The following is a 15452-nucleotide window of genomic DNA, read 5'->3' as shown; positions in this document are numbered from 1 at the left end:
GGGCGGCGGGATCCGCGTTCTGTGGGGGCCCTATTGGGCCGAGCCCGCGCCCCGCGCGCGGGTCAACGTGAACCCGCGCTCGGCGCTCGGGCTCGGACCCGTCCACCACGGTTCCGGCCCAATCGGACTTGGTAGGCCCCCGAGGGAGCCTAAAGAGAGAAGAACTCGGGGGCTCCCCGCTCGCCAGGGCAACCAGTCGTCACTCCGCGAGCGGGATGCGGCCCTCGGGCTCGCGGGGCGAGCCCGGCGCGGTGATCCCCTTGGGCATCGGGGCGGGGGTCGGCACGGTCCGCGGGGCCGCGCCGGAGCCGTTGCCCACCGGCGTCGGCGGCGGGACCGGCACTGGAACCGCGCCGACGCCCGAGGCGACGCCGGTCTTCTTCGCCTTCCAGTCCCGCACGTCGTCCGCCACCACCTCGACGGCCTTGAGGAGCTGCGTGTCGCGGCCCCGCGCCCAGTCGTCGGGGGTGATCTCGACCGCCACGTCGGGGACGACGCCCTGCTTCTCCATGTTCACGCCCTTGTTCGTGAACACGCCGGTCCGCGGGAGCCGGAACGTCGAGCCGTCGATGAGCCGCGTCGAGGTCGTGCCGATCACGAACCCGCCGGTCGCCTGGCCGACCACCTTGCCGAGCCCCAGCGCCCGGAAGGCGTGCGGGAAGATCTCGGCGTCGGAGTACGAGCGGTTGTTCGCCATCACCACCACTGGCTTCGTCCACTTGCGGTCGTAGCTGCGGAGCACGAGCCCCTCGCCGCCGTCCCGCTGGCGGAAGAACGTGTGCTCCTTGCCCGAGAGGTAGTTCAGCACCTGGTCGTGGGTGAACCCGCCGCCGTTGTACCGCACGTCGATGACGACCGCGTCCTTGTCGAAGTGGTCCGAGTACAGGGACCGCACGAACACCTCGAGCCCGGCGTCGTCCATGCTCGGGATGTGGATGTACCCGAGCCGGCCGCCGCTCGCCTGGGCCACCGCGTCGGCGTTCCGCCGCACCCACCGCTCGTACATGAGCTGCGAGACGCGGTCGCGGCTCGCGCCGATCACCTCGACCCGCCGCTTCGCCTTCGGGTCCTTGGGGTCCGAGGTGACGTCGAGCAGCACCCCCTCGCCGGTCTTGTTGTTCAGGAGCCGCGACACGTTCACCGTGCCCGTCAGGTCCACGCGGTCGATGCCCAGGACGACGTCGCCGGGCTTGATGTTCAGCCCGCGCTTGTCGGCCGGGCCGTGCTTGAGCACCTCCGCGACCTTCAGGCCGGGGCCGCGGTGCGCCTCGTCGAAGATCAGCCCGAGGTCGGCGGTCCACTCGTCGGGGGTCGGGAGCTTGCCGCTGATGCCCAGGTGCGAGGCGTTCAGCTCGCCGAGCATGAGGCTCACGAGCGCGTACAGGTCCTCGCGCTGGGCGACGTGGCCGACCAAGGGCTGGAACCGCGAACGCACGCTGTTCCAGTCGGCCCCGTGGTGCTTCGAGTCGTAGAACGAGTCGGACAGCGCCCGCCAGCACTGCACGAACATCTCGGCGAACTCCTCGTCCCGCCGCACGGTCATCTTCGCCTGGAAGCTGACGCGGCTCGGCTCGGTCGCGACGCTCCCGCCCACGAGGCTCGCGAACGTGCCCGGGGCGCGGACCGACCGCAGCTCGCCGGTGCCGTTGAGGAAGTAGATCAGCCCGCTGCTCTTCCGCGACCACCGCATGTACTTCGGGGCCTGGCCCGAGGTCGTGACGCGGGTGACGCTGCTCCCGTTGCTGTTGGCGACCCACAGGTCGTCGCCGCTGTTCGTGTGCCGGAACGCGATCTGCGTGCCGTTGGGCGAGATGGCGACGGCCTCGGCCGCCATGCCCGCGGCGCGGTCCACCCGCAGGTGGATGTCGTCCCAGTCGATCTCGCCGGCGGCCCCGGGGGTGCCCGGCTTCTGGAGGTTCAGCACGCACGGGGCGTACAGCCCGCGGCGCTGGCCGATGAACCCGACCCGGTTGCCGGTCCTGCTCCAGCTCACGTCGGCGTTGTACGTCGCGTACCTTGTGATGTTCTTCGGCGGGGAACTGCCGTCGGTCGGCGCGATGTACAGCTCGCTGGCGAACGACCCGTCCATGCGGGCGAACACGACCATGCTGCCGTCCGGCGACCAGTCGTAGTCGAACACCTGGGTCTCGTTCACCAGCACCTTCTGGTCGGTGCCGTCGGGCTTCATGGTCCACAGCTTGCCGCTGCGGAGGAACGCGATGCGGTCCCCCTTCGGGCTGAACGTCGGGCCGAGCTCCCCCTCGGGCGAGGTGGTGAGCCGCTTCACCTTGAACTTGTGCGCCCTGGTGAACTCGGAGTGCTCGGGGTCGTCGGCCTCGAGCAGGTAGACCTCCTCGTGCCCGGTGCGGTCGGAGAGGAACACGACGCTCTTGCCGTCCGGGCTGAAGCTCGCGGCGTGGTCGAACGCGGGCGACTCGGTGAGGCGGGTGGCCTTGCCGCCGTCGGGCAACTTCACGAGGAACAGTTCGCCCTGCACGGCGACGACCGCGGCGGTCTCCTCGGGGTGGAGCGCGAACTCGGTCGCGTCGCGGGTGAACGTGACGCTCCGCTCGGTGTTCGACTTGTCGTCGGCGTTCACCTCGATGGCGAGCTTCCGCGGGGCGGAGCCGAGCCGGGTGCCGACGACCCACAGGTCGGCCCCGCACTCGTACACGATCCACTCGCCGTTGGCGCTGACCCGCGCCCGGCGGACCGTGTCGTCGTCGTGGGTGGTGAGCCGCAGGTACCCGCCCTCGGCGGCCCCGCCCGGCCCGAGGTTCTGCGCGACGACGTTGGCGCACCCGGGCTTGCTGCCCTGCTCGGTGACGTAGTACATCTTCCGCCCGTCGGGGGCCCACATGGGCGAGCCGTCCTGCCCGTCGAAGGTGGTGAGCTGCTTCTGCGAGGTGCCGTCGAGGTTGCCGACCCAGATGTCGTCGTTGCTCGACCCGCGGTACCCGCGGCGGTACCACGTCCCCGGCCCGCGGACGAACGCGACGTACCCGCCGACCGGCGCCAGGTGCGCCTCCTTGCCCTCGAACAGCGGGAGCTTCGCCTCGGTGCCGCCCTCGAACGGCACCGTGTAGCAGTTCAGGTTCGCCGGGAACTCGGTGCCCCGCGACGACGAGAACACGACCCCCTTCCCGTCCGGCGTCCACCCGGTGACCATGTCCGGGGCGCTGTCGAACGTGAGCCGGCGGGGCTTGCCGCCGACCGCCGGGGCGACGAACACGTCGTACTGCCCGTGCCGGTTCGAGCTGAACGCGAGCCACTTGCCGTCCGGGCTGAACACCGGGTTGACGTCGTGGGCCTCGTGCATGGTGACCGGCCGGGCGACCCCGCCGATGGCCTCGACGGTCCAGACGTCGCCGAGGTAGCTGAACGCGATGACCTTGCCGTCCGGGGAGATGTCCGGGGTGCGGGCGAACTTGATCGGCTCCTGGGCGCTGGCGGGGGAGGTGGCGAAGAGGGCCAACAGCAGGGCCGCGGCGATGCGGGTGCGGGATCGCATGTGGTGTGTTCCTTCGGTCGGCCCGCTTCACGGACCGTTAACGCAGCTTTCACCTGCAGTTTACCCCGTCGGCACAACGGGTTCAAAAGGGAATGACGCCCGAGAGTCCGTACTTTGACAGGAGATCCGCCCGAAACGGTGCGACCGGCGGGACCGCGTGAGGGTTACGCAGGATGAAGCCGGCAGAACTGTTCCGCTTCTGCCCCCGGTGCGGGGCGGGCCGCGCCGCCGACAACCACGCGCAGAGCCCGCTGCGGTGCGGCGGGTGCGGGCTCGTGTTCTACTTCAACCCGACGGTCGCGGCCGCGGCGTTCGTGTTCGACGCGACCGGCCGCATCCTGCTCATCCGCCGCGAGAAGGACCCGGCGAAGGGGAAGCTCGGGGTGCCCGGCGGGTTCATCGACTTCGGCGAGTCGGCCGAGGACGGGATGCGCCGCGAGGTCCGCGAGGAGGTCGGCCTCGAACTGACCGACGTGCGGTTCCTGGTCTCGTTCCCGAACAACTACTTCTACCGCGAGGTGACGTACCCGGTGGTGGACCTGTACTTCACCGCAACGGCCGTCGCCCCCGAAGCGGCCCGACCGCTCGACGCGGTGGTGAGCGTCGAGTGGCGGCTCCCGACCGAGGTGCCGTCCGAGGAGATCGCGTTCCCGTCGATGGGAGTCGCACTGGGGGCGCTGAGAGCGAAGACTTAAAGACGGTTTATCCACAGATTACGCAGAAGACGCAGATTATAGAGACAAGAAACCGAGGATAGAAGCCCGAGGCTGGTCGGTCACCGGTGGTATGCTGCTCTGTCCTCTGTCCTCTGTCCTCTGTCCTCTGTCCTCTGTCTTGAAATCTGTGTCTTCTGTGTAATCTGTGGATCACTCTCTTACTTCTTCTCCGTCACGCGCTTCTGGGCGAGTACCCAGTCCCAGAACTCCTTCTCCGCGAACGCCGGCGACCACGAGTTGTGCCCGACCTTGGGGTACTCGGTGTACTTCGGCGCGCCGCCGGCCTTCTTCACGGCCTCGACGATGTCGCGCGAGCCGGACGCGGGCACCACGTTGTCGTCGGCCCCGTGGAACGCCCACAGCGCGACGTGGGCGATGTCCTTGGCCCGCGCCGGGTCGCCGGCCCCGCAGATCGGCACGACCGCCGCGAACAGGTCCGGCCGCCGCTGCGCCGCGTCGAGCGCCCCGAACCCGCCCATCGACATGCCGACGACGCTCACGCGGTCCGGGTCGATCGGCAAGTCCTTCACGAGCGAGTCGACGAGCGCCAGCGCGAGCTTGAGCGGCTCGCTCACCTCGGGCGACTTGTAGCTGCCTTTCCCCCACGGCACGTCCACCCACTGCTTGCCGTCCGGGCACTGCGGGACGACGACGAACGCCTTCGCCGCGGCGACCTCGGGCCGGGTCATCGGGCTGGGGTTCTTCTCGTTCCAGAACCACACGAGTTGCTTCTTGTTGTCTTTGCCGCGCTCGCCGGCCCCGTGGAGCATCAGCACGAGCGGGTACTTCTTGCCGGGCTCGACGTCGGCCGGCTTCAGGATGCGGTACGGCAGCGTCTTGCCGCCGGCGGTGAACTCCTTGGCCTCGGGCTCGGCGGCCGCGCCGCACGCGGGGGAGAGGGCAATCGCGGTCATGGCGGTGAGTACCCGAAACATGGAATCTCCCGGCGAGCGGGGGCGTGCGCCCCCGGGTTCTTCAATTGTAACCGTTGACAGGGTTGAGGCGTGTCAGGCGGCCGCGGACCGGTTATCGTCGGCGGCGCGGGCTGTGCGAGGGTCGGACGAGGGCGGCCTCGAGGAGTCGGACGGGTCCTCGTTTTTGTGGATGCACGCCCACGCGGTCGGAGGCGGTGCATCGGGCAGGTCCGGAGGTCGCGTCGGAGCTGTCGCGCCGACAGAATGGGTACGGGCACGGGCGACGACCGGCTACCCCCGTGGACGATTCCCACGACTTTGGACCCTGAACTCGACCGCGGAACACTGAACTCGGTACCCAACCGATCCACCATCACAGGGAGTCATCATGTTCGTTCGCGTCCTGTCCGTTGCGCTGCTCACGGGTCTGGCCGGCACCGATGCCGGCGAGGACAAGAAGCCCGGCAAGCCGAAGGCCGACCCCGAGGGCACGCCGCTCGAACTGACCATCACGGGGAAGACCACGAAGTACACGCTCGACACCGGGAGCCTCACGCCGGCCGAGTTCAAGAAGAAGGTGGAGGCCATCGGCAAGGACGGCGACCTGGGCGGGCCGGTCCCGGCGGCCCCGAAGGTCGACCTGACGGTCGAGGTCAAGAACACCTCGGACAAGCCGGTGAAGGTGTGGTTCAAGGGCGACCCGGTCACGATCACCCTGGGCCTCAAGGGCAAGGGCGCGGTGAACGCGGCCCCGGCGCTCGCGTTCACGACCCAGTTCATCGCCCCCGAGGCGATCGAACTGGCCCCCGGGAAGACCCACGCGTTCCCGGTGAAGGCGCTGACCAGCGGGACCCGCGGCGCGAGCGTCTACTCCTACTGGACCGCGCCGGGCGAGTACGACCTGGTCGCGACCCTGAAGACCGGGATAACCCCGGCCCCGAAGGGCGCGATGGACTTCGACGGGTTCGGCGTGGTGACCGTCACCAGCGCCCCGCTCAAGCTCACGGTGGAAGAGAAGAAGTGAGCCGCAACCGGCGGGCCGCCACGGAGGACAGTCCCGACCCGACACTTGCCCTTCGAGCATTCTGAGCACGGCGGTCGCCCGAGGCCCGGCGTGTCGGGGTCGGCGATGATCGCCGCGAGCAGCGCGTCTCCGTCGGTCATGTCGGTGCCCGGGCGGGTGGGTCAGTCGCGGTCGACCACGAGGCGGTCGCCGAACCGCACCCGCAGCGCCGCGAACCACGACGACGCGGGGTCGCCCTCCAGGTGCAGCTCTTCGAGGTGCTCCAGGTGCGGCGACTCGGCGAGTTCGCGGGCGGCGATCGTGGTGAGCGTGAACAGCGAGAACTGGAGCCGGCGGAGCTGCCGGGCCTGCTCGCACCGGGCGATCGCCACGAACGCCGGCGTGCTCTCGTACCCCCACGAGCCGATGCCGGCCATCGGGTCCTCTTGCAGTTCCAGCTCGACCCACCCGGGGTTCCACGGCCGGCTCGCGAGGTCGCGGACCAGCGAGTTGCCCATGCGGTCGAGGCACACGCTCCGCAGCCCCGGCAGGTGCGCGAACGACTCGTACCGCTCCAGGAACAGGTCGCCGGGGGCGATCACGATCTCGGGGAACCCGCGGCGGAACTCCCACGTCACGAACGGGTACCGCGGGAGCCCGGCGAGCCACTGCGTGCGGTTCCGCTCCTCCAGTTCGCTGACGAGGTACTCGGCCTCGTCGGGGTCGTCGGCGGACCGGGCCGGGTCGCACTGGAGCCGGATGAACGCGGCCCGCTCGGGCCGGTCGTGCTCGTCGAGCCAGTCGGCGTAGGCGAGCCGCGGCGTGTCCTCGTCCGGGTGCGCGTGGATCGCCGCCAGCAGGGCCGGTTCGTCGGTCATGCCGGTCCCCGCCCCGGGGTGTACCGGACGCGGGTGACGACCGCTGTTCGGTGGTCGGCGTGAACCTCGAACTCGACGGTGAGGGGGAGTTCCACGATCACGCGAGAGTGATTCGACCGGGACTCGCCCGCGGCGGCGGGGTCCGATTCGAGGAGCCGTTCGATTTGTGCGGTCGCGCGGGTGTACGCTTCGGCGTGCCCGGTGGTGCGGGCATCGACGTACCAGCGCATCAGCTCCGCGTCGGCCGTGTCGAGCCAGATGACCGTCCAGTTCATTCGCCGGCCCTCAATCGGGCTTCGAGTGCCGCGAGCCCGGCCAGAGCCTCTGCCGTCGTCCGGCCGTTGGTGCCGTCCCACTTGCGGACGATCCCCTTCGCGGCCTCCTCGGCCTCTTCGCGGGCGAACTCGGCCTTGGCCCAGTCGTACAGCATCCGCATGTAGAGCGCGTCCGGCAGGAAGTGGCCCACCAGCTTGCCCGCCGGGTCGCGGACCTCCAGGTGCTGGTCGAGGCCGTTGAGCCGGGACTTCAGGTCGTCGTCGAGGATCACGGTGTTCATGGCGCGTCTCCGGGGTGGTGGCCATTTTACCCGCACCCGCGGCCCGCTCGCCACCCCGCACCGCGCCGCCGTCAGTCGATCGTGCGGGTGGGCGCGGGCTTCGCCTTCGGGGTCAGCTCGAACGAGCCGAGGAACGGGTACGCCCGCTGGGCCACGACGTTCGGGTCGCCGTACACCGACACCGTGACGAGCCGCGAGCCGACGAGGTACACCTTGCCGTACCACGCCCGCACCCGGTCGTCCTTCGAGTACAGCGCCTCGAACGCGATCCCGGGCGCGTTGCCGACGGTCAGTTCCTTGGTCGCTTCCTCGCGGGCGTTCATCCCGTCGAGCTGGCTCTGGTGGGCCTTCTTGAGCCACTCGCGGGCCGTGCCCGGCCGCCCGGCCGCGTCCCACCCGCAGTCGTAGTCGTCGATCTCGAACAGCGTCTCGGGCTTCGGAACGTGGTGCCGGATGACGACGGTCTCGAAGACCGGAAACTGCACGCTCGTCGGCTTGCGGCCGGGGAACTTGACCGCGTAGAGCCCGTCGTGCGACTCGAACGAGACCGGGGTGAAGTCGTCGGCGGCGGGCTCGGGCACCGGGGGCCGCCGGGCGAACGGGTTGAACGGCGGGAACTGCACGGTCGGGATCGGCTTCAACCCGGGGATCATGGGCGCGACGGGCTGCACCACGACCGGCGGCGCGTTCTTCTGCGCCTCCTGGATCTTCTTGAACTGGTCCCCGATCAGCTTGTACCCCACAAAGGCCAGCACGATGGCGACGAGGATGGCGATCTTGTCCACGGGCGGCTCCGGGCGGTCGGGCGGGGACGGACGAGCGTACAATCAAGTTTAGAACGCCGCCGCGACGGGTGCGAACGGAAACCGAGCCCTACGCCTTGCCCAGCACCAGATCGACCACCCAGCACCCCCGGACGTGAACCTGCTGCGGGTCGCGGCAGTGCGTCAGGACCGTCTCGTCCTCGCACCCGGCGTCTTGCAGCGCGTCCGAGAGAATGGGCATCGCGTCGAAGTCGCGCGACTCGTGCATGCCCTGAGCGATGACAACCGCCGTTGACGTGCGCCACTCCGGCGAGAAGGTGGCGGGGCGGAACGGGTTGCCGACGATGTCGCGGAGGGACGGACCTTGGGCCTTCCGCTCTTGTTCTGTTCGCTCCGAAGCTCCACCAGCCAGATAGCTCGCGTACCAGGACGCCTGGATTGCGGCGGTCAACCCCGACTTGGCGACCACGGCCGCAGCGAGTCGGCTGGCGCGGGTACTCAGCCGCGGATCGTCCGCGTAAACCGCACGACGGGCCGCTTTCAATTGTTGCTTCTCCGGGTTGCTCCGCGCGTCGGCGTGCGATTCCGCGGCATCCGTGGCGGTGGACACGAGAGGGCCAGGCCAGGTGGTCGCGACTCGACGTGAGCACGCCACTGCAAAAAGCCGTAGCCGCCGCTCGCTGAACGAACGGGCAAATGGCTCGTTCAGTTGGTAGTGGAGCGACTGGAGGAACGCCCGCGGGTCGTCCCACGCGAACCACTGCTCTTCCGTCATGGTCCGTTCCTCCGCGTCAACTTGCTGCAATGTGCCTGGCGAGCCGGGAGCGTCAGCGACCGGAGCCGCGTCACTCCGGTCGCTGACGCTCCCGGCTCGCCAGAGTCGCTGGCCTCGCCTACGCGGCATTGCCTTCCCGTTGTAAAGTAATCCCATGACGAACGCGACCGCCGAGATTCCGCCGCCGCCCGTTGCGTACCGCGAGCCGCTCACGATCGGGACACACCAGCTCGCGTCGCGGTTCAACCTCGCGCCGCTCGCCGGGTACACGAACCTGCCGTTCCGGCTGTCGATCCGCGAGATCGGCGGCGTCGGCCTCTGCACCACCGACCTCGTCAACGCACGCGCGATCCTCGAAAGCCTCAAGAAGACGCTGGAGCTGCTCGCCACCGACCCGGCCGAGCGGCCCCTGTTCGTGCAGATCTTCGGCAGCAAGCCGCACGAGATGGCCGGGGCCGCGAAGTGGCTCGTCGAGCGCGGCCTCGCCGACGGCATCGACATCAACATGGGGTGCCCGGTCCGCAAGGTCGTCGCCGTCGGCGGCGGGTCGTCGCTCATGTGTGACACCACGGGGGCCACGGTCGAACTCGTCCGCAAGGTGGTCGAGGCGGTGCCGGTGCCGGTCACGGTGAAGATGCGGCTCGGGTGGGACGACGACCAACTCACCGCCCCGCACTTCGCCCGCGAGTTCGAGAAGGCCGGCGTCGCGGCGGTCACCATCCACGGCCGCACCCGCGAGCAGGGGTTCGCCGGCGGCGTGAACCACGACGGGATCCGCCGCGTGGTCGAGGCGGTGGACAAGATGCCGGTGTTCGGCAACGGCGACGTGCGGAACGTGGCCGACGCCGCAAAGATGATCGCCGACACCGGCTGCCACGGCATCGCCATCGGCCGCGGGGCGCTGTCCGACCCGTGGATCTTCCGGCAGCTCGACAACTGGGTGCGGACCGGCGACCCGGGGCCGCGCGGCACCTACGCCGAGCGCATCGAGTTCATGCGGCTCCACCTCCGCCGGCTCATCGCGTGGCGCGGCACCGAGGACCGCGGGTGCGTCCACTTCCGCAAGGTCGCGACGTGGTACACCAAGGCGCTGCGGTTCCCGAAGAAGGCCCAGCAGCGGCTCGTGATGCTGCGGAAGGTGACCGAGTTCGAGGAGATCATCGCGCCGTTCGCCGAAGGCGTCCCCGAGGGCTGGACCGAGTGGGACACGCAGCAGGCGCACGTCCCGGTCCCGGCCGGCCCCATCGCCCACTGGTGAGGCGTCGGAGAGTGTTGATCCGCAGGTTACGCAGATGGACACAGATTTGAATTCAGAGGACAGAGGTGCATCACCGCCCGTGTCCGAGTGGTCTCTGACTTCTGTCCTCTGTCTTCGTCCTCTGCCCTCTCACCTGCGTCCGTCTGTGTAATCTGCGGATAAATACTCTTCTCTTCTTTGCACCCGGGGCGGCAGCGACCCCGTATCATTTACCCTGCGAACACCATTCACACAGAGGCACCCGCCATGACCCCGTTGCAGTCCCTCGTCGCGACCGGCACCAAGCTGTGGCTCGACTCCGTCGACCCCGTCGAGATCGCCACCAACCGGGCCAACGGGGCCACCGGCGCGACCTCGAACCCGATCATCATCTCCGACCTGCTCCTGACCGGGCGGTTCGACGACGAAATCCAGACGCTGCTGAAGGCCGGGCACGACGACTCGGCCATCGCCTGGGCCATGACCGACAAGCTCGTGAAGCAGGCCCAGGACGTGTTCGCCGGCGTGTCGAAGGAGACCGGGTGCAACGACGGCTGGGTCAGCTTCGAGCTCGACCCGCTGATCGAGGACAACGCCCGCAACCTCCCCGTCGCCGAGCGGACCAAGCTGTACATCGAACTCGGCAAGAAGTGGGCGGCGGGCCACACGAACCGGCTCATCAAGGTGCCGGCCACCCCGGGCGGCCTCGCGGCCCTCGAGGAACTCGTCGCCGCCGGGGTGAACCTGAACGTCACCCTGATCTTCAGCGAGCGGCAGTACAACGCGGCCCGCGACGCGACGTGGCGGGGGATGCAGCGGCTCCCGAACCTGAACTCGGTGAAGACCGTGTACAGCATCTTCGTGAGCCGGCTCGACGTGTACACCGAGAAGCACTGCCCGGACCTCATCCCCGCCGCACAGGGGCAGGTCGGCATCGTGAACGCCAAGTACATCTGGAAGCTGAACAACGAGTTCTGGGCCGGCAAGGGCACCAAGCTCCAGCAGGAGATGATCTTCGCCAGCACCGGCACCAAGAAGCCGACCGACGCGGCCTGGAAGTACGTCGCGGCGTTCGCCGGCAGCGACATCGAGACCAACCCGCCCGGCACGAACAAGGCCGTCCAGGCCAGCGGCCAGACCTTCACCAAGCAGATCGACCAGCTCCCCCCGAAGGAGGTGCTGGACGACATCGCCAAGAAGGTCGACATGAAGAAGCTCGAAGAGACCCTGATGAGCGAGGGGCTCTCGAAGTTCGCCGACCCGCAGCACGCGCTGCTCAAGACCATCGCCCAGAAGCGCGCCGCGATGAAGTAAGAATCGAAGAAGCCCGGTTGTAGGGCCGGCTGTGCCGGCCGAAGAATCGCAGAAGGTTCAGATCACGGCCGGCACAGCCGGCCCTACAACCGGGCTGTGTTCACTCGTCCAAAGAACGGTTCGCTCGCGGTCGCGGCACGGCTCCCGATCACCCGCCCGTCACGCGGCCCCCGTCGAGCCGCAGCACCACCTCCCCGAGTAGCGCCGCCTCGTCGCGGCTGTGCGTCACGTGCAGCACCGTCGTCGCACGCGCGTCGCGCACCCGGCGGAGCAACTCGACCAGGCGGTCGCGGGTGTCCTCGTCCACGGCGTTGAGCGGCTCGTCCAGCAGCAGCACCGGCGGGCGGAACGCCAGCGCCCGGCCCAGCGCGACCCGCTGCGCCTCGCCCCCGCTCAGCCCCGTCGCCCGCCGGTCGAGCAGGTCCGCGAGCCCGAGCGGGCCGGCCAGTTCCTTCACGCGGGCCTCGACCTCGGCCGCCGGGAGCCCCCGCACGGCGAGCGAGAAGCCGATGTTCTCGCGGACCGTCATCGTCTTGAACAGCACCGCGTCCTGCGGGACGTAGCCGACGTTGCGGGCCGCGGGGGGGAGTGCGGTCGCGTCCCGGCCGGCGAGGGTGACGCGCCCGGCGGCCCGGCGCAGCCCGGCGATCGCTTCGAGGAGCGAGGTCTTGCCGCTGCCCGTCGCGCCCATCAGCACGGCGTACGCGCCCGCGGGAACGGCGAACGAGACGCCGCCGAGGGCGAACGCGCAGTGCCGGATGCTCAGCCCCTCGACCGCGATCACAGGCCCCTCCTGCGGGTTCAGATCAGCCCGGTGCCGCGGAGCCCGAACGCCCGCGTGACCGCCAGCACCAGCACCGCGATCGCGATCATCAGCATCGACACGGCCAGCGCCGCTTCCAGGTTCCCGGTGCTCAGTTCGAGGAACACGCTCGTCGACATCACCTCGGTCCGCATCCGGGTCGCGCCGCAGAACACGAGGATCGGCCCGAACTCGCCGAGGGACCGCGCCCAGGCCAGCGTGAACGCCGTCAGCACGCCCCGCCGGGCCTCGGGGAGCGTCACCAGCCAGAACGCCCGGCCGCGGGAGCACCCCAGGGTGCGGGCGATGTCCTCGGTCCGCGGGTCGAGCTGGTCGAACGTCACCCGCATGGTCCGCACGGCGAACGCGGCGGTCGAGGCGAACTGCGCCAGCACCACCCCCGGGACCGCGTAGGTCACGGTGAACACGTTCCGCTGGAACCACGCCCCGGGCGGCGTCTGGAACAGAATGAGCAGGCTCAGCCCGACGACGAGCGGGGGCAGCAGGATCGGCACGTCCACGACGAGATCGACGACCCCGCGGCCGGGGAACCGGGTGCGGGACAGCAGGTAGCCGAGCGGCACCGCGACCCACACCGAGAGGACCGCGGCGGCCGAGCAACTGATGAGGCTGAGCCACACCGCGGCGCGGATCGGCGGCGACGCGAACACGCGAACCACGTCGGTTGCGGACGTGTACGCGAGGTCGGCGGCCACCAGGGCGACGATGAGCGCGACGTACAGCCCGCCGATGAGCGCGAGGCCGGCGAGGAACGGGAGGTCGGAGCGGTGGAACGGGGGCGGCACCGGAACCTCACGCCTCCAGCTTCGCCCGGATCTCGGGCGGGATCTCCAGCGACTCGATCTGGTCCGGGGCCGCCGTGCGGCACAGCACCGCGGTCACCCGGCCGACCGCGACCGGCTCGCCCCGCTGGTTCGCGAAGTCGAACCGGTACGACACCGACTTGCGGCCGAGCTTCTCCACCGCCACCGTGATCGTGAGCACGTCCTCGAACGCCGCCGGCTTCTGGTAGTCGCACGCGGCCGACACCCGCGGGAACCCGAGCTTGCTGCCGCCCTCGCGCCAGCTCACGGTGAGCCCGCGGTCCCGGAGGAACGCCGTCTCGGCGGCCTCCATGAACCGGAAGAAGTTCGAGAAGTGCATGATGCCGGCCATGTCGGTGTCGCCGAACTCGACGCGGCGGGACATCTGGAAAGGGGTCATGGGTGCCGGGTTCTCGCGGGGCCGGGACGCGGGCGCACTCCCATCTTACGCCCGCGTCGCTACCCTGTGAGGCATGGCCGTCACAACCGACGAGTTCCGGGCCGCGCTCGCGGCGTTCCGTGCCGACGCCACGCACGGCGTCCTCGACACCGGCCGCTACCGGATGCGGTACTTCACCTGGGGGAGCGGCGGCCCGCCGGTCGTGTTCGTCCACGGCATGTCCGACGGCGCACGCGCCTTCGTGCCGGTGATGCACCGCCTGCTCCCGCACTTCTCGTGCGTCGCCTACGAACTCCCCGACGGCCTCACCGACGGCTCGCGGCTCGCTCGCTACACACACGAAGGCTACGCCGCCGATCTGGTCGCGCTGCTCGACCACCTGAAGGTGCCGAAGGCCGCGGTGGTCGGCTCGTCGTTCGGCTCGACCGTCATGTTCGCTTCGCTGGCGGCCTTCCCCGACCGGTTCACGCACGCGGTCAGCCAGAACGGGTTCGCGTACCGCCCGCTCACGAGGTGGCAGCGGCAGCTCGCGCGCTCGGCGCGGTTCTGGCCGGGGTGGTTCGCGGACTGGCCCGAGATTCACCGTTCGGTGATGTGGCGCGTCGACCGGCACATGCTGGCGGCGCTGCCGCCGGAGGTGGAGCGGTTCTACCTGGCGACCAGCGCCCGCACGCCGATGCGGGCGTCGGCGCTGCGGTCGCTCGCCATCGGGAGGGTCGACCTGCGGCCGGTGCTGCCCACGATCCGCGTGCCGGTGCTGCTCCTCACGGGCGACCACGACGCGCTGGTCCCGCCCGTGTGCGCCGAGACGCTGCTGCGGCTCCTGCCCGACGCGCGGCGCATCGAGTTCGCCGGCTGCGGCCACCACCCGCAGTATTCCCACCCCGGCCCGATGGCCGCCGCGATCGCCGCGTTCCTCCACGCAACGTGAACCTCGTCTGGATGCACCCGCGGGCGGCGTGGTACGCTCGTCGGACCGTCGTAGGGGCTGAAAGATGAAGCGTCGCGCTGTGTTGCTGCTCGTGTTCGTCGCCGGGTGCCACCAGCCGCCCCCGTCACCACCCCCTGCGGCACCGGAGGCGCACGTCGCACCCCCGCCCCGGCACGTCTCGCGGGCGGAGGTGGATCTGGACACCCTGGACTTCGCGAAGTGGCCCACAGCGACCGAGTTCCCGATTAGCGTCGAGCCACACGTTCACTACGCGTGCGGCCCCGGCATCAACTCCGACACGGAGCGGTGGGCCAAGTTTGGCGGCAAAGGGCGGCACGGCCCACACGCGAAGCACTCCGTCGTCGTGCGGGTGAACCCCGAGGCGATGGGGGCGTTCAAGAGAGTCGGGACGCCGTTGCCGGCAGGAACGGTCGTGATCAAGGAAAAGCACCCCGACTGGTCCGCCGCGTACAACGCGTCGGCGTGCGACTTCGGGGCGATGATCAAGCGCGAGGCGGGGTACGATCCGGAGAACGGCGACTGGGAGTACGCCTACGTGGCCCCCGGGCCGGCCAAGCAGGTGACCCGCGGCAAGCTGGCGTCGTGCATCGACTGCCACTCGCACATGAAGGACCGCGACTACCTGTTCCGGACGTACCTCCCGAACCAAGTCGAGGGCGCCCAGAAGCGACACCCGGCCGTTAGCGACTGGTAGCCCGAATCGGGGTTCTGGAGGTTCGGTCACTCGCTCCGCGAGTGACACCGAGTCCGGTTGATTCGTGTTGGTCCGAGCCCGAGCGCCGAGCGAGGGTTCACGCTGACCCTCG

General features: G+C 69.8%; 16 protein-coding genes. 6 read left to right on the top strand and 10 right to left on the bottom strand.

All coding sequences use genetic code 11. The features are described 5' to 3' along the window. Nucleotides 1-199: 199 nt before the first annotated feature. A complete protein-coding gene (locus tag ACTIGN_RS09060) occupies nucleotides 200-3511 on the bottom strand; it encodes a S41 family peptidase (RefSeq protein WP_439622991.1) in 3312 nt (1103 codons plus the stop codon). Nucleotides 3512-3684: 173 nt separating this feature from the next. Between ACTIGN_RS09060 and ACTIGN_RS09055 the strand changes: the two genes are divergently transcribed. Next, nucleotides 3685-4206, top strand: a complete 522-nt coding sequence (locus ACTIGN_RS09055) for an NUDIX domain-containing protein (protein WP_439622989.1) — start codon at nucleotides 3685-3687, stop codon at nucleotides 4204-4206. Nucleotides 4207-4385: 179 nt separating this feature from the next. Here the strand turns inward: ACTIGN_RS09055 and ACTIGN_RS09050 are convergent, their stop codons facing one another. After that, a complete protein-coding gene (locus ACTIGN_RS09050; RefSeq protein ID WP_439622987.1) occupies nucleotides 4386-5162 on the bottom strand; it encodes a prolyl oligopeptidase family serine peptidase in 777 nt (258 codons plus the stop codon). Between the two features lie 367 nt (nucleotides 5163-5529). On the opposite strand from ACTIGN_RS09050, the gene ACTIGN_RS09045 reads away from it, so the two are divergent. Further along, on the top strand, nucleotides 5530-6165 hold the full coding sequence (locus tag ACTIGN_RS09045) for a hypothetical protein (RefSeq protein WP_439622985.1): 636 nt from the start codon (nucleotides 5530-5532) through the stop codon (nucleotides 6163-6165). Nucleotides 6166-6326: 161 nt separating this feature from the next. Here the strand turns inward: ACTIGN_RS09045 and ACTIGN_RS09040 are convergent, their stop codons facing one another. The 5 genes from ACTIGN_RS09040 to ACTIGN_RS09020 all read right to left on the bottom strand — a co-directional run bounded on the left by ACTIGN_RS09040 (nucleotide 6327) and on the right by ACTIGN_RS09020 (nucleotide 9117). Then, nucleotides 6327-7022: a TIGR02996 domain-containing protein gene (locus ACTIGN_RS09040; protein WP_439622983.1), complete on the bottom strand. Its 696-nt coding sequence runs from the start codon at nucleotides 7020-7022 to the stop codon at nucleotides 6327-6329. Continuing rightward, nucleotides 7019-7297, bottom strand: coding sequence for a hypothetical protein (locus ACTIGN_RS09035; RefSeq protein ID WP_439622981.1), 279 nt, complete (start codon nucleotides 7295-7297; stop codon nucleotides 7019-7021). Before ACTIGN_RS09035 ends, ACTIGN_RS09040 begins: the two co-directional genes overlap by 4 nt. Continuing rightward, entirely contained in the window at nucleotides 7294-7578 is a 285-nt protein-coding gene (locus ACTIGN_RS09030; RefSeq protein WP_439622979.1) for a hypothetical protein, read from the bottom strand. Before ACTIGN_RS09030 ends, ACTIGN_RS09035 begins: the two co-directional genes overlap by 4 nt. 71 nt (nucleotides 7579-7649) lie before the next feature. Continuing rightward, the gene (locus tag ACTIGN_RS09025) at nucleotides 7650-8363 is read right to left on the bottom strand and encodes a hypothetical protein (RefSeq protein WP_439622977.1); all 714 of its coding nucleotides are present in this window, start codon (nucleotides 8361-8363) and stop codon (nucleotides 7650-7652) included. An 88-nt stretch (nucleotides 8364-8451) separates the two neighbouring features. Further along, nucleotides 8452-9117 carry a hypothetical protein gene (locus ACTIGN_RS09020; protein ID WP_439622975.1) on the bottom strand — a complete coding sequence of 222 codons (666 nt, stop codon included), beginning with the start codon at nucleotides 9115-9117 and terminating at the stop codon, nucleotides 8452-8454. Nucleotides 9118-9271: 154 nt separating this feature from the next. On the opposite strand from ACTIGN_RS09020, the gene dusB reads away from it, so the two are divergent. Next, nucleotides 9272-10375 carry a tRNA dihydrouridine synthase DusB gene (gene dusB, locus ACTIGN_RS09015; protein ID WP_439622973.1) on the top strand — a complete coding sequence of 368 codons (1104 nt, stop codon included), beginning with the start codon at nucleotides 9272-9274 and terminating at the stop codon, nucleotides 10373-10375. 246 nt (nucleotides 10376-10621) lie between these two features. Then, nucleotides 10622-11668, top strand: coding sequence for a transaldolase family protein (locus ACTIGN_RS09010; RefSeq protein ID WP_439622971.1), 1047 nt, complete (start codon nucleotides 10622-10624; stop codon nucleotides 11666-11668). A gap of 148 nt (nucleotides 11669-11816) precedes the next feature. On the opposite strand, the gene ACTIGN_RS09005 is transcribed toward ACTIGN_RS09010, so the two are convergent. The 3 genes from ACTIGN_RS09005 to ACTIGN_RS08995 are packed head-to-tail and all read right to left on the bottom strand — an operon-like array spanning nucleotide 11817 to nucleotide 13694. Then, on the bottom strand, nucleotides 11817-12452 hold the full coding sequence (locus ACTIGN_RS09005) for an ATP-binding cassette domain-containing protein (protein ID WP_439622969.1): 636 nt from the start codon (nucleotides 12450-12452) through the stop codon (nucleotides 11817-11819). Between the two features lie 17 nt (nucleotides 12453-12469). After that, nucleotides 12470-13276, bottom strand: coding sequence for an ABC transporter permease (locus ACTIGN_RS09000; RefSeq protein ID WP_439622967.1), 807 nt, complete (start codon nucleotides 13274-13276; stop codon nucleotides 12470-12472). A 7-nt stretch (nucleotides 13277-13283) separates the two neighbouring features. Then, nucleotides 13284-13694: an acyl-CoA thioesterase gene (locus tag ACTIGN_RS08995; protein ID WP_439622965.1), complete on the bottom strand. Its 411-nt coding sequence runs from the start codon at nucleotides 13692-13694 to the stop codon at nucleotides 13284-13286. 73 nt (nucleotides 13695-13767) lie between these two features. Between ACTIGN_RS08995 and ACTIGN_RS08990 the strand changes: the two genes are divergently transcribed. Then, on the top strand, nucleotides 13768-14625 hold the full coding sequence (locus tag ACTIGN_RS08990) for an alpha/beta fold hydrolase (protein WP_439622963.1): 858 nt from the start codon (nucleotides 13768-13770) through the stop codon (nucleotides 14623-14625). A gap of 64 nt (nucleotides 14626-14689) precedes the next feature. Then, nucleotides 14690-15340: a cytochrome P460 family protein gene (locus ACTIGN_RS08985; protein ID WP_439622961.1), complete on the top strand. Its 651-nt coding sequence runs from the start codon at nucleotides 14690-14692 to the stop codon at nucleotides 15338-15340. Nucleotides 15341-15452: the final 112 nt, after the last annotated feature.

This window comes from Gemmata sp. (assembly GCF_051859125.1).
In the GTDB taxonomy this organism is placed as follows: domain Bacteria; phylum Planctomycetota; class Planctomycetia; order Gemmatales; family Gemmataceae; genus Gemmata.
This window is presented reverse-complemented; position numbering and strand designations above follow the sequence as displayed.